General features: G+C 66.0%; 12 protein-coding genes. 6 read left to right on the forward strand and 6 right to left on the reverse strand.

The features are described 5' to 3' along the window. Positions 1–9: 9 nt before the first annotated feature. The 4 genes from KZZ07_RS11160 to KZZ07_RS11175 all read right to left on the reverse strand — a co-directional run bounded on the left by KZZ07_RS11160 (position 10) and on the right by KZZ07_RS11175 (position 5,405). On the reverse strand, positions 10–1,110 hold the full coding sequence (locus KZZ07_RS11160) for a Gfo/Idh/MocA family protein (RefSeq protein WP_219514185.1): 1,101 nt from the start codon (positions 1,108–1,110) through the stop codon (positions 10–12). Between the two features lie 61 nt (positions 1,111–1,171). Further along, on the reverse strand, positions 1,172–2,083 hold the full coding sequence (bcoG, locus tag KZZ07_RS11165; RefSeq protein WP_219514186.1) for a 3-dehydrocarnitine:acetyl-CoA trimethylamine transferase BcoG: 912 nt from the start codon (positions 2,081–2,083) through the stop codon (positions 1,172–1,174). Further along, entirely contained in the window at positions 2,073–4,187 is a 2,115-nt protein-coding gene (locus tag KZZ07_RS11170) for an acetate--CoA ligase family protein (protein ID WP_219514187.1), read from the reverse strand. Before KZZ07_RS11170 ends, bcoG begins: the two co-directional genes overlap by 11 nt. Before the next feature lie 57 nt (positions 4,188–4,244). Beyond that, entirely contained in the window at positions 4,245–5,405 is a 1,161-nt protein-coding gene (locus tag KZZ07_RS11175; protein WP_219514188.1) for an acyl-CoA dehydrogenase family protein, read from the reverse strand. A 162-nt stretch (positions 5,406–5,567) separates the two neighbouring features. Here KZZ07_RS11175 and KZZ07_RS11180 point away from each other — a divergent pair, with 162 nt between their 5' ends. From KZZ07_RS11180 to KZZ07_RS11190, 3 genes are all read left to right on the forward strand, one after another. Beyond that, on the forward strand, positions 5,568–6,419 hold the full coding sequence (locus tag KZZ07_RS11180) for a transketolase (RefSeq protein WP_219514189.1): 852 nt from the start codon (positions 5,568–5,570) through the stop codon (positions 6,417–6,419). A 25-nt stretch (positions 6,420–6,444) separates the two neighbouring features. After that, positions 6,445–7,500 (forward strand): transketolase family protein, encoded by a 1,056-nt coding sequence (locus KZZ07_RS11185; RefSeq protein WP_219514191.1) that lies wholly within the window; start codon positions 6,445–6,447, stop codon positions 7,498–7,500. A 99-nt stretch (positions 7,501–7,599) separates the two neighbouring features. Further along, entirely contained in the window at positions 7,600–8,352 is a 753-nt protein-coding gene (locus KZZ07_RS11190) for an SDR family NAD(P)-dependent oxidoreductase (protein WP_219514192.1), read from the forward strand. 85 nt (positions 8,353–8,437) lie between these two features. On the opposite strand, the gene KZZ07_RS11195 is transcribed toward KZZ07_RS11190, so the two are convergent. Continuing rightward, positions 8,438–9,283, reverse strand: a complete 846-nt coding sequence (locus KZZ07_RS11195) for a fumarylacetoacetate hydrolase family protein (RefSeq protein ID WP_219514193.1) — start codon at positions 9,281–9,283, stop codon at positions 8,438–8,440. A gap of 46 nt (positions 9,284–9,329) precedes the next feature. Next, positions 9,330–10,010, reverse strand: coding sequence for a GntR family transcriptional regulator (locus KZZ07_RS11200; RefSeq protein WP_219514194.1), 681 nt, complete (start codon positions 10,008–10,010; stop codon positions 9,330–9,332). Between the two features lie 201 nt (positions 10,011–10,211). Between KZZ07_RS11200 and KZZ07_RS11205 the strand changes: the two genes are divergently transcribed. The 3 genes from KZZ07_RS11205 (at position 10,212) to KZZ07_RS11215 (ending at position 13,790) form a co-directional block, all read left to right on the forward strand. Next, positions 10,212–11,222, forward strand: coding sequence for a TRAP transporter substrate-binding protein (locus tag KZZ07_RS11205; RefSeq protein WP_219514195.1), 1,011 nt, complete (start codon positions 10,212–10,214; stop codon positions 11,220–11,222). Between the two features lie 157 nt (positions 11,223–11,379). Continuing rightward, complete coding sequence (locus tag KZZ07_RS11210) at positions 11,380–12,195, forward strand: TRAP transporter small permease subunit (RefSeq protein ID WP_219514196.1); 816 nt, start codon at positions 11,380–11,382, stop codon at positions 12,193–12,195. Further along, complete coding sequence (locus KZZ07_RS11215) at positions 12,195–13,790, forward strand: TRAP transporter large permease (RefSeq protein WP_219514197.1); 1,596 nt, start codon at positions 12,195–12,197, stop codon at positions 13,788–13,790. Before KZZ07_RS11210 ends, KZZ07_RS11215 begins: the two co-directional genes overlap by 1 nt. The last annotated feature ends 11 nt before the right edge of the window (positions 13,791–13,801 follow it).

Genomic DNA, 13,801 nt, shown 5'->3' on the forward strand with positions numbered 1-13,801 from the left:
CTCCCGGTTTCAGAAATCCGCCACCCGCGCCCAGGTGCCCGACACCGCCGAGGCCCGCGCCGCGGCCACCACCCGATGCACCTCGACCGCCTCGGCAAAACTTGGCCAGACCGCGCGGCCCTCGTCGATGGCGGTCAGAAAATCCTTGGCCTCGATGATGATCTGGTCCTGGAACCCGGTGCCATGTCCCGGCCCCGCGCAGAACGGCCCGTAATCGGGATGTGCCGGCCCGGTCAGGATGCGGGTAAAGCCCGCGCGCTCCGCCGGCAGGCTGCCGTCGCAGTACCACAGGCTGTTCTGATCTTCCTGGTCGAACCGCAAGGCGCCCTTTTCCCCCATGACATCATAGGCATAGCCCATCTTGCGGCCATGGGCGACGCGGCTGGCAAAAAGCTGCCCGGTCGCGCCGCTGGCAAAGCGCAGCGTCATCGCGACCTGGTCGTCATTGGTCACCGTCACGCCGTTGCGCTCGGGAAAGACCGTGTCCAGCACCGCAAAGACCTCGGTCACCGGCCCGCCCAGCGCCAGCGCGGCATTGATCGGATGCGGTGCCAGGTCGCCCAGACAGCCGTTGGCCCCGCCCTGCGACCGCCAGGGTGGCAGGATCGAGGTCAGGTGGAAATCCTCGGTATGTTCCAGCCGCAGGTGATGCAGGCGCCCCAGCGCGCCCTCGGCGATCATCCTGCGCGCCTGTTGGGTCGCCGGTGTGCGGCTGTAGTTGAAGGCGACCATATGCGCGACGCCGGCCCGCTCCGCCGCCGCCAGCATGGCCCGGGCGTCCTCCAGCGTCAGCCCCATCGGCTTCTCGCAGAGCACGGGCTTGCCCTGGGCAAAGGCCGCCTCGGCGATCTCGCGGTGCAAGGCCTGCGGCGCGGCGATCACCACCGCCTCGACTTCCGGATCCTCGACCAAGGCCCGCCAGTCCGGCGCGCCACGATCAAACCCGAACGCCTGCGCATAACGCGCCCCGCTTTCCGGAGAGGACCCGGCAATCGCAACCAGCCGCGGCTTCAACCCAGTCTCGAACACCGTGCCGACGGCGGCAAAGGCGCCCGCGTGGGCCTTGCCCATATAGCCGCCACCGACGATGCCGATTCCGATGCGTGCCATGGCCACCCCTCCCCTGTTAGCGCCCGACAAAACTGCGCGGGCGGCCCGGGCGGAACAAGACTTATTGTGGCGCGCGCTTGGTCAACCCCAGTTTTTCTCTCACCGCTGAGGGACCGATCACCTTTGCGCCGAGGTTCTCGATCACTCCCACGGCCCGGTCCACAAGTTGCGCATTGGTGGCCAGCACCCCTTTGTCCAGGAACAGGTTGTCCTCCAGCCCGACGCGCACATTGCCCCCCGCCAGCACCGAGGCCGCCACATAGGGCATCTGGTTGCGCCCCAGCCCGAAGGCGCTGAAATTCCAGTCCTTAGGGACGTTATTGACCATCGCCATGAAGGTATTGAGATCATCCGGCGCCCCCCAGGGCACCCCCATGCACAGCTGCACCAGCGCCGGGCCCTCCAGCACGCCTTCCTTGACCAGCTGCTTGGCGAACCACAGGTGGCCGGTGTCAAAGGCCTCGATCTCCGGCTTGACCCCCAGCGCCGTCATCCGCGCCCCCATGTCGCGCAACATGCCGGGTGTGTTGGTCATGACATAATCCGCCTCGGCAAAGTTCATCGTGCCGCAATCCAGCGTGCAGATCTCCGGCAGGCATTCGGCGATATGTGCCACCCGCGCCTCGGCCCCGATCATGTCGGTCCCGGCCTCGTTGACCGGCAAGGGCGCCTCGGTCGAGCCAAAGGTTATGTCGCCCCCCATGCCCGCCGTCAGGTTCAACACTACGTCCACCTCCGCATCGCGGATGCGCTCCGTCACCTCGCGGTACAGGTCCAGACGGCGCGACGGCACCCCGGTGTCCGGGTCGCGCACATGGCAATGCACCACCGCCGCACCGGCCTTGGCCGCCTCGATGGCGCTGTCGGCGATCTCTTTCGGCGCGCGTGGCACATGCGGGCTGCGGTCCTGCGTTCCGCCCGATCCCGTCACCGCGCAGGTGATAAAGACCTCTCTGTTCATCTCAAGCGGCATCGCCCTCTCCTTCCTGTTGGTCCGTTTTCAAGCGGATCAGCGCATCAGCCGCCACCGCCCGGTCGGGCGTAACGATCAGCGGGTTGATCTCCAGTTCCTCGATCTCACCGGCATGGGCCGCGACGAAAGCCTGCACCGCCAGCACGGCCTCCACAACCGCCGTCTCATCCGCCCCCGGCGCGCCGCGATAGCCCGCCAGCAGCGGCGCGATCCGCAGGCCGGCCAGTGCGTCACTCACATCCGCTGCGGTGACCGGCAACAACCGCACCTGCGTGTCGCCCAGGATCTCGGTCCAGACACCACCCGCCCCCAGCGTCAGGACAAAACCATGCGCCGGATCGCGCATCACGCCCACCAGCAGTTCCGCCACCGCGCCGCCGACCATGTCCTCGACCAGGTAGCCCCGCGCGCCCATGGCTTCGGCAGCCGCCCGCACCTCTTCGGCCGAGACCAGGTTCAGCTTCACCGCTCCGGCCTCGCTCTTGTGGGCAAAGCCTTCGCCCTTCAGCACCACCGGAAAGCCGATCCGCGCCGCCGCCGCCGCCGCCTCATCCGGCGTCCCAGCCCGCGCGCTGCGCGGCACGATCAGGCCGCACGCCGCCAATGCCTGCTTGGCCTCGGCCTCCTGCACGACCTGCCCGGCTTCTTCTCTGTCCAAATACTCCCGGGGGAGTCGACCGGAGGGAGACGGGGGCAGCGCCCCCTCTTCCCGCGCCAAAAGCACCGGCGCCGGGTCCACCGTGCGGCCCAGGAAGGCCGCCGCCGCCAGCGCCTCCAGCGCCGCCGGCAGGTCACAAAGCGGCACAACCCCAAGCGCCACCAGCCGCGCGGCCAGATCCTCCGGCAGCGTCTCGACCAGGCTCGACAGCACCGCCAGCGGCACCGGCCCCCGTGCCTGCGCCACCGCCTCGATCACCGGTTCCCAATCCACCACCGAACAGCGGTCGGCGCGTGGAAAATCCAGCACAACAACCCCGGCGCCCAGGTCCTCGCCTTGCGTCAGCCCGGCGAAACAGGCCGCCATCGCGGGCACGTCTCCCCAGATATAGGTGTGATAATCCAGCGGGTTGGCCAGCGCCACCTTCGGGCCCAGCGCCGCGCGCAGCGCCTCCCGTTGCGCGGCCCCCAAGGGCGGAAAACAGATGTCGTAGCCCAGCCCGGTGTCCGCCATCAGGCTCGCCTCGCCCCCCGAACAAGAGGCCGAGACCAGCCGGTTCGACGCCAGTGGCCCTGCCACGTGGAGAATCTTCAAACATTCCAGCAGCGCGGACAACGAAGAAACCTGCGCCACGCCGATCCGCTGCAGAAAGGCCCGCGCGCCCGCATCGCTGCCGGTCAGCGAGGCGGTGTGCGACACCGCCGCCGCGCCCGCCTGATCCGAGGCCCCCAATTTCAGCGCCACGATGCGCTTGCCCAGGGCCCGCGCCCGAGCCGCCAGCGCCTCGAAGCCGCGAATATCCGCGATCCCCTCGATATAGAGCCCCAGTGCCGTGATCCGCGGATCCTCCAACAGCGCCATGCCCAGCGCGCTCAGGTCCACCTGTGCCTGGTTGCCCACGGTTCCCAGAAAGCCAATCGGCAGGCCACGCCGCTGCATCGTCAGGTTCAGCGCCACGTTGGAGCTTTGCGAGAGGATCGCCACGCCGCGCGCCACCGGCACCAGTCCGTGCTGGTCGGGCCAGAGCGCGACCCGGTCCAATGCGTTCAGCATCCCGTAGCAATTCGGCCCCAGCACCGGCATGTCCCCCGCCGCCGCCAAAAGCGCCGTCTGCATATCCACGCCATCCGCCAGTTCGGCCTGCGCCTCGGCAAAGCCTGAGGCAAAACAGATCGCCCCGCCGGCGCCTGCCGCCGACAGCACCCGCACCGCCTCGACCGTGGCCGCCCGGTTGATGCCGATATAGACCGCATCCGGGGCCTGCGGCAGGTCCTCGATCCGCGCGAACGCGGGCACCCCGCCCACTTCGGCGCGCGTCGGATGCACCGGCCAGACCGGCCCGTCAAAGCCCATCCTGCGGCACTCTCGGATGACATTCGCACACCACGCCCCGCCGCCGATCACGGCGATGGAGCGCGGGCGCAGAAGGCGGGACAGGTCAGCCATGCGCTTGCCCTGTCCGCATCTGTAGGGCGGGGTTCCACCCCGCCATCCCCGCCGCCATCACGCCCCCAGGGGGCGGAAGATCTCCCGCCCGATGATGTGGCGCTGGATCTCGCTGGTGCCGTCCCAGATCCGCTCCACCCGCGCATCGCGCCAGAAGCGTTCGATGGGGAAATCATCCATCAGCCCCATGCCGCCGAAGATCTGCAGGGTCGTGTCCGTCACCCGCGCCAACATCTCGGTCGCATAGACCTTGGCCGAGGCAATCTCGCGGTTCGACGGCAGGCCCTGGTCCAGACGCCAGGCCGCGGCCAGCGTCAGCCAGTCCGCCGCGTCGATCTCTGTCACCATGTCGGCGACCTGAAAGGACACCCCCTGGAACTTGGCAATCGCCTGGCCGAACTGCTTGCGCTGTGCCGCGTAGTCCACCGCCATGTCGAAACAGCGCCGCGCCCGGCCCACGGAAAAGGCGGCCACGGTCAGGCGTGTCGCGTAAAGCCAGGTGTTCATCACCTCGAATCCACCATCGACCTCGCCCAGCACCTGAGCCTCCGGCAGGCGGCAGTCGGTGAAGTCCAGGATGCAGTTCTGGTAGCCCCGGTGCGATACCGAAGTGTAGCCCGGGCGCACCTCGAACCCCGGATGGCCGCGATCCACCAGGAAACAGGTGATCCGCTTTTTCGGCCCCTTCGGCGTCTCGTCCACCCCCGTTGCGATGAAGACGATAAAGAAATCCGCGTGATCGGCGCCGGAGATAAAGTGTTTCGTCCCGTTCACCAGCCAGTCGCCGCCCTGCCGCTGGGCGGTGCATTTCATGCCGCGCACATCGCTGCCCGCCTCCGGTTCCGTCATGGCCAGCGCATCCATCCGCTCGCCTCGTACCGCGGGCAGCAGGTAGCGGTCGCGCTGATCGCCCTCGCAGGCCATCAGGATGTTCTGCGGACGGCCAAAGAAATGCGTCAGCGCCATGCTGCCGCGCCCAAGCTCGCGCTCGACCAGCGTGAAATCCAGATGCGACAGCCCGGCACCACCCACCTCCTCTGGGAAATTGCAGGCGTAAAAGCCAAGGTCGATGACCTTGCGCTTGATCTCTTCGCCCAGACCCGGCGGCACCTCGCCTGTGCGCTCGACCTCGGCCTCGTGCGGATAGATCTCCTTTTCGACAAAGCTGCGCACCGTGGAGACGATCATCTCCTGCTCGTCGCTCAATCCGAACTGCATCGCGCCCTCCCTGCTTTGGCCCCATCCAAGTCGAGTTTGGCGCGAGCCTCAAACCGAAAACGCCCGATCCTCTCCTGAATGCGACAAAGCCTGCGAAGACCTCTTGCCTTGACGCGACGTCCATTGGCAAATGGTATACCAAATCGGACGAGGGAGGAGACCATGTCCACCGAAACGCAACACGCGGGCACCAATGTCAGCCTCGCGCGCAGGGCCTGGTCCATCCGGCGGCTGGCGCTACGCATGGCCGAGGTGCAGGGACAGGGCTATATCGGGCAAGCGCTTGGCGTGGCCGACGTTCTGGCCGTCAGCTATTTCCACGCGCTGAATTACCGTCCGGGCCAGCCGGAATGGGAAGGGCGCGACCGGTTCTACCTGTCGATCGGCCACTACGCGATCGCGCTCTATTCCGCGATGATCGAGGCCGGCATCCTGCCCGAGAACGAGCTGGAAACCTATGGCATGGACGACAGCCGCATGCCCATGTCGGGCATGGCCGCCTATACCCCGGGGATGGAGATCACCGGCGGCTCGCTGGGCCATGGCCTTGGCATCGCCGTGGGCGCGGCGCTGGGGCTGAAGCGCAAGCAGAACCCGGCCTTCGTCTACAACATGATGTCGGACGGCGAACTGGGCGAGGGATCCACTTGGGAGGCGGTGATGGCGGCCAGCGCCCACAGCCTCGACAACCTGATCTGCGTGGTCGACTTCAATGACCAGCAGGCCGACGGGCCAACAACGCAGGCCTTGGCCAAGGGCGACGAAGCGCCGAAATGGGCCGCCTTCGGCTGGCACGCGCAAGAGGTGGACGGCAACGACCTGGACGCACTGGTGGCAGCCTTCGACACTGCCCGCAATCTTGCCGACCCGCGCCCCCGCGTCATCATCTGCAAGACCCAGATGTGCAAGGGCGTGCCCTTTCTCGAGGACCGCGAGATCACCCATTTCGTCCGCGTGGACCCGTCCGAATGGGCCCGCGCCATCGCCATCCTCGACGACACCATCCCGGCCTGAGCCCGGCCTGACACGGAGCAGCCCCATGCACGACGCCCCCATCGGCCCGACCTCGCGCCGCAAATCGAAATACACCCCCCGCGCCGTCCCCGTCTCCGAGGACGGAGAGCGCCTGACCACCTCCGCCATGATCGCCTCGCTGGATGCCGAGGGCCGCGACACCGTCGCCGCCCCCTTCGGCAACGCGCTCTGCGACCTGGCCGCGAAACGCGACGACATCGTCGGCCTGACGGCGGACCTGTCGAAATACACCGACCTGCATGTCTTCGCCGAGGCCTACCCCGACCGGTTCTACCAGATGGGCATGGCCGAACAGGTGATGATCTCTGCCGCCGCCGGCCTCGCGCGCGAAGGGTTCACGCCTTTCGCCACCACCTACGCGGTCTTCGCCTCGCGCCGCGCCTATGACTTCATCATCATGGCGATTGCCGAGGAAAACCTGCCGGTGAAAATCGTCTGCGCCCTGCCCGGCCTGACCACCGGCTACGGCCCCAGCCACCAGGCGACAGAGGATCTGGCGATCTTTCGCGGCATGCCCAACCTGACCATCGTCGATCCCTGCGACGCGACAGAGATCACCCAGGCGACCCATGCCATCGCCGATTTTCCCGGCCCGGTCTACATGCGCCTGCTGCGCGGAAAGGTGCCCGACGTGCTGGGCGAATACGGCTACAAGTTCCAGCTGGGCAAGGCGCAGGTGATCCACGGCGGCAACGACGTGCTCTTCATCTCGACCGGCTTCATGACCATGCGGGCGCTGGATGCTGCCAAGGCGTTGAAGGCCGAGGGCACCGATTGCGCCGTGCTGCATGTACCCACGCTGAAACCGCTCGACAGCGAAACCATTCGCGCCGAGGCGGCAAAGACCGGACGCCTTGTCGTCACGCTGGAAAACCACACCATCACCGGCGGGTTGGGCGAGGCAGTGGCCGCGGACCTCATGCGTGCCGGCATCCATCCCGCTTTCGACAGCATCGCGCTTCCGGACGAGTTCCTCGACGCCGGCGCCCTGCCCACCTTACACGATCAATACGGGCTCTCCGTCAAATCCATCACGGACCGGGTGAAATCGCGGCTCTGACCCGCTGTTTCTTTGGGCCTTCAAATACCTCCGGGGGGAGGTGCCCTGGCACCTCGGGGGCAGCGCCCCCTCCCCGGTCTCAAAATAAGGATCCGCCGCATGCTTCTGAAAGACCGCACCGCCATCATCACCGGCGCCGCCAGCCCCCGGGGTCTTGGCAAGGCCACGGCCCAGCTCTTTGCCGAACACGGCGCCCGCGTCGCCATCCTCGACCTCGACGGAGAGGCCGCACGCGCCGCTGCCGCCGGCCTGCCGGGCGAAGGGCACGTTGGTCTGGCCTGCGACGTCACCAGCAAGCCGCAATGCGAGGCGGCAGCCAAGGCCGCCATCGACGGACTGGGCCAGGTCGACATCCTGGTCAACAACGCCGGCATCACCCAGCCTCTCAAACTGATGCAGATCGAGCCGCAGAACTACGAGGCCGTCACCGACGTGAACCTGCGCGGCACGCTCTACATGAGCCAGGCCCTGATCCCGCACATGCGCAACCGCAAGACCGGCTCCATCGTCAATATCTCGTCCGTGTCGGCCCAGCGCGGCGGCGGCATCTTCGGCGGGCCGCACTACTCGGCGGCCAAGGCGGGCATCCTCGGGCTGACCAAGGCGATGGCCCGTGAACTGGCGCCCGACGGCATCCGCTCGAACGCGATCTGCCCGGGGTTCATCGCAACGGACATCACCGGCAGTGCACTGACGGACGAGATGATGGAGCAGATCCTGTCGGGCATCCCGATGGGCCGCGCGGGTCAGGCCAGCGACGTGGCCGGCTGCTGCCTGTTCCTGGCGTCGGACCTGTCGGCCTATGTCACGGGCTCCGAGGTGGACGTGAACGGTGGGTCGCTGATCCACTGAAAAAGAAAGGGCCTTCAAAGGCCCTTTCGCAACGCTTTTTCAAAAGCGTTTCCAAGCGGCTTCAAAGCCGCTTGGTTGCCCCGGTTCATCCGGCGGCGACAGTTTCCTGGCGCTGTTCGCCCAAGCCTTCGACGCGCACTTCCATCACGTCACCCGGCTTCAGGAAGCGCTGCGGCTTCATGCCCATGCCCACGCCCGAGGGGGTACCCGTCGCGATGATGTCACCCGGCTGCAGCATCATGAACTGCGACATGTAGGAAATGATCTCGGCCACGCCAAAGATCATGTCCGAGGTATCGCTGTCCTGCACCGTCTCACCGTTCAGATCCAGCGAGAGTTTCAGCGCCTGCGGGTCCGGCACCTCGTCCGCCGTGACCAGCCAGGGACCGGTGGGGCCGAAGGTCGGGGCCGACTTGCCCTTGACCCACTGGCCACCCTTCTCGATCTGGAATTCCCGCTCGCTCATGTCGTTGATGACGCAGTAGCCCGCGACATGGCTCAGCGCATCCGCCTCGCTGACGTAGGACGCCGCCTTGCCGATCACCACGCCCAGTTCGACCTCCCAGTCGGTTTTCACCGAATTGCGCGGGATCACCACCGGATCATAAGGGCCCGACAGTGCCGAGGAGGCCTTGGAGAAGAGGATCGGCTCTTTCGGCGGCTGCGACCCTGTTTCGGCGGCGTGCTTGGCATAGTTCAGCCCGATGCAGAAAAAGTTGGGCACCGAGGCCAGGCAGGACCCGATCCGCCCCGGCTCGGCCACCAGCGGCAGGCTAGCGGGATCGATGGCGCGCAGCGCCTCCAGCGCCTCCAGCGAGACCGTGGCACCGGCGAAATCCGCCACGTGGGCCGACAGGTCACGCACCTGGCCGTCGCTGTCCAGCATCCCGGGCTTTTCCTGGCCCGCCGGGCCAAAACGCAGTAGTTTCATTGACTTCCCAATCCTTGTTCCAGGGTCTTGCGTGTCGTCTGGCCGCTCATTCGACCGGTTCGGGCGCCTCGCCATCCTCGTCCTTCACGGACTCGAAGAAATCGGCCACGTTGACCAGCAGGTGATCCAGGTGCGCCTGGACCTGGGCCTGGGCGGTTTCGGCATCGCGCGCCCGCAGCGCGGCAACGATCTCGGCATGTTGGCGCAGCACCCGCTCGCGCGAGCGTTTGCGGCTGGCCGATAGATACCGCGCCCGCCACAGACGCGCCAGCAAGGACTGGTGAACCTCTGCCAGCACGGGGTTGCCCGCCGCCCGCGCGATGGCGCGGTGAAAGCTCATGTCGATCTCGAAGATGTCCAGCATGTCGAGGCTGTCGTACAGTTCGGCCATGCGATCCGCGACCTCGGCGATGCTCTCGATCTCGGCGTCGCTGGCCCGTTCACAGGTCAACCGCGCCGACAGCACCTCGAGCGCGGACATGACCTCGATGTTGTCCGCCACTTCCTCGAAGCTGGGCTTGGCCACGATCGGCGAGCGCGCCGGGCGCAGCTGCACCAGCCCCTCTTTCGCCAGGATCCGAATCGCCTCTCGCAGGGGTGTGCGGCTGACGCCGAGTTCGGCGGCATGGTCGCGTTCCTTGACCGCGGTCCCCGGCGGCAGCACCCCGCGCAGAATGTCCCGGCGCAGCCGAGTCGCGATCTGTTCGGGCAGAGTCTCATCCGTCATGGCGCAGTTCACCTCCCTGAATCCGCACCTTTTTTCCACCCGGAAGGGCGGCCTCCCATGAAGCAAATTTGGTATACCAAAAATCCTTGCCTGTCGACATGGCTTTGGTTAGCTTGCCCTCACGGGATGGTATACCATCCGGGGACGGGGTCCGACCCCGATAACCATCGGCGGGGGGGAGCCCGCCACAGGGAGGAACAAATGAAAAAGATCCTGACGACGGCCGCGGCCGTTGCCATTGCTGCATCCGCGGCCAGCGCGCAGGACGTGACCCTGCGCATCCAGACACACTATGCGTCCGAGCACCCCTCGGGTGTTCTGGCAGCGCAGTTCGCGGATGACGTGCAGGTGATGTCCGGCGGCGAAATCGCCATCGAGATGTTCTACAGCTCGTCCGTCGTGGCCACGACCGAAACCTTCGACGCCGCCATCAACGGCATCCTCGACTGCGACATGACCGGCGGCGCATACCAGACCGGCAAGAACCCGGCGTTCCAGTTCGTCGGCGACATCATGGGCGGCTACGACACCCCGTGGCAGCAGATCTCGTGGCTGTATTACGGCGGTGGCTACGATGCCGCGCAAGAGCTCTACAATGCGCAGGGCATGCAGCTGATCGGCTGGTGGCTGTATGGCCAGGAATCGCTCTCGTCCTCCAAGCCGCTGGCCGGCCCGGACGACCTGAAGGGCTGGAAGTTCCGGTCGCCCCCGGGCCTGGAAACCGAGATCTTCACCGAGCTGGGCGCCACGCCCATCGTGATGGATTTCACCGAGATCTTCACCGCGCTGGAAACCGGCATCATCGACGGTGCCGATGCCTCGGGTCTCTACAACAACGTGGGTCTGGGTCTGTACGACATCGTCAGCCATGCCACCTACCCCGGCTTCCACTCGATGCCGTCGGACCACCTGGCCTGCAACCAGGCCGTCTGGGACGGGCTGAGCGAACAGCATCAGCGCATCATCGACACCGCGATGCAGAAACTGACCCTGCACACCGCCCTGTCGAACGAGAAGAAGAACGCCGAAGCCGCGGCAGAGCTGCAGGCCAAGGGCGTGACGCTGCACAACTGGTCGGCCAAGGACCGTGCGGACTTCCGCAAGGCGGCGCAGACTGCCTGGGACCGCTGGGCCGAAAAGACCCCCGAAGCGGCCGCCCTGGTGAAAAGCCACCGCGAGTACCTGACGGCACTTGGCCTGATCGCCGAGTGATCGCCGGGCTGACCGCCTCGTGACATCGCGGCGAGCCTTTCGCAAGGCTCGCCGTTTTCGTCTCTGGACCATGCGCCCGACCACGGGACGCGGACCGGCCCAGGGAACCGCACGGGCGGCAGGCCAACTGCCACTCTTCAATACGGGGTGACCGCGCATGCAACAGGACAGCGTCTGGCTGGGACCGCTCAGGAAGCCGGTTCAAATGGCCATGATCGGGTTTTCGGGCCTGACCATCGCTCTCTTCATCTTTCTCGTCTTCAACCAGTTCATGTCGCCCGATGCCATCGGCATGCACGACATGATCCGCCCGCAGGGCAAACCCATCGTCTTGGTGACACTGGTCAGCCTGGCGCTTGCGCTGCTTTTCGCCGCGCTGTTCCTCAGCGATGACAAGGGCACGATCGAAGTCGACCGCACAGGCCCCTTCGACATCCTCTCGCTGGTCTGCGCCCGACTGGCCATGATGTCGATCGCCTATATCGTGATCGTCATGTTCTACGAGGTCGTGTCGCGCTACGTCTTCACCCAGCCGACCATGTGGGCCAATGAACTGTCGCTCTGGATCGCCAGCTTCCTGTTCCTGCTGGCCGGGCTCTACGCGATGCAACAGCGCAGCCACATCCGCATCTACGTCATCTACGACATGATGCCCCGCTGGATGCAGAAGGCCTCGGACTGCGTTTCGGTCTTCCTGATCTGGCTCTTCACCTTCTGCCTCGTCTGGGGCGGCTACAACGACGCCATGCGCCGGATGCTGCGGATGGAGACCTTTGGCACCGCCTGGGATCCGCCGATCCCCGGCACCGTGAAACCCGCCATCCTGATCATCATCGTGCTGGTCGCCATCCAGGCCCTGTCGAACCTGATCGCCGACTGGAACAAGGCACCCGAACACCACAACCCGGCCGACGAGATCGACGAGCACGAGATCGAGGCCCTGCGCCGCACCCTGGAAGAGGACAAGAAGTAATGGTCGACATCGGCACCCTCTCCCTGATCCTTCTGCTGGCGATGTTCGCGCTGCTGGCCATCGGGATGCCCCTGGGCTTTGCCTCGGCCTTCCTCGCGGTGGTCACGCTGGTCCTGAAATTCGACGTCGATATCCTGTTCCGCACCTGGGGACAGGGCCCGCTCAGCGTGCTGGGCCAGGCCGTCTACCGACAGATGACGAACTACGTGCTGATATCAGTACCACTCTTCATCTTCATGGCCGCGCTGCTGGAACGATCCGGCATCGCGCGCGACATGTATTCCTCGCTGAACGTCTGGCTCAGCCGGGTGCGCGGCGGCATCGCCATCGTGACCTCCGTCATGGCCGTCATCATGGCCGCCATGTCCGGTATCATCGGCGGCGAGGTTGTCCTCTTGGGCCTGATCGCCCTGCCCCAGATGCTGCGGCTGGGCTACAACCAGAATCTTGCCATCGGCACGATCTGCGCCTCCGGAAGCCTCGGCACCATGATCCCGCCCTCGATCGTTCTGATCTTCTACGGGCTGGTGACCGAAACCTCGATCAAGGCGCTGTTCACCGCCTCCTTCCTGCCCGGCTTCATGCTGGCGTCCTTCTTCATCATCTACATCATCGTGACGACGCAGCTTTCGCCCGAAAAGGCGCCGCTGCCGCCCGAGGACCCGGACGCGCCGAAAGGGGGCGAAAAGGGACTGATGTTCCTTGGGTTCATATCCCGTTTCGGCATCTGGATCACCGGTGTGCTGATCCTGCGCGCGCTCTTCTTCACCGTGACCGGAGCCAACGAGATCCTCGAAGGGGTCGATCCGATCCTGCTGGGCATGGTTTCGGACATTCCCTGGCTGGTAGGCGCGCTGGTGCTCTTTGCCGTGATCGTCTTCTTCGTGGTCGGACGCGAACGCACCGCCGCGGGCTGGGAAATGGGCAAGGGCCTGATCGCCCCCATCGTCGTCATCGGCGTTGTCCTGGGGTCGATCTACGGTGGCATCACCGGCATCACCGAGGCGGCCGGCATGGGCGCGGTGGCGGTCTTCGTCATCGGCCTGATCCGGCGCGAAATGACCTGGGACATCGTCTATGACAGCCTGATGCGCACGCTGAAATCCACCGGCACGATCATCTGGGTGACCATCGGCGCCGCGGCGCTGGCCGCCGCCTACACGCTGGCGGGCGGTCCGCAATATGTCGCCAACATGATCGTTGGCGCCGACATGCCTACCATGACCGTGATCCTCGTCATGATGCTGATCTTTCTCATCATGGGGATGTTCATGGACTGGGTCGGTATCGTGCTGCTGGTCATGCCGGTCTTCCTGCCCATCGTCGTCCGCCTGCCGGCGGAAGAGATCGGCTGGTTCGCCCATGTGGATGCGCGCTATGTGCCGATCTGGTTCGGCGTGGTCTTCTGCATGAACATGCAGGTGAGCTTCCTTTCGCCCCCCTTCGGACCCGCCGCCTTCTACCTGAAATCGGTGGCCCCGGCGCATATCTCGCTCACCGACATCTTCCGCGGCTTCCTGCCCTTCATCGCGCTGCAGCTTTGCGCGCTGGCGGTGCTCCTGGCCTGGCCGCCCATCGTCACGATCTTCCTGTGACCCCGGACCGG

It is taken from the genome of Mameliella sp. CS4, assembly GCF_019392335.1.
Taxonomy (GTDB): Bacteria; Pseudomonadota; Alphaproteobacteria; order Rhodobacterales; family Rhodobacteraceae; genus Antarctobacter.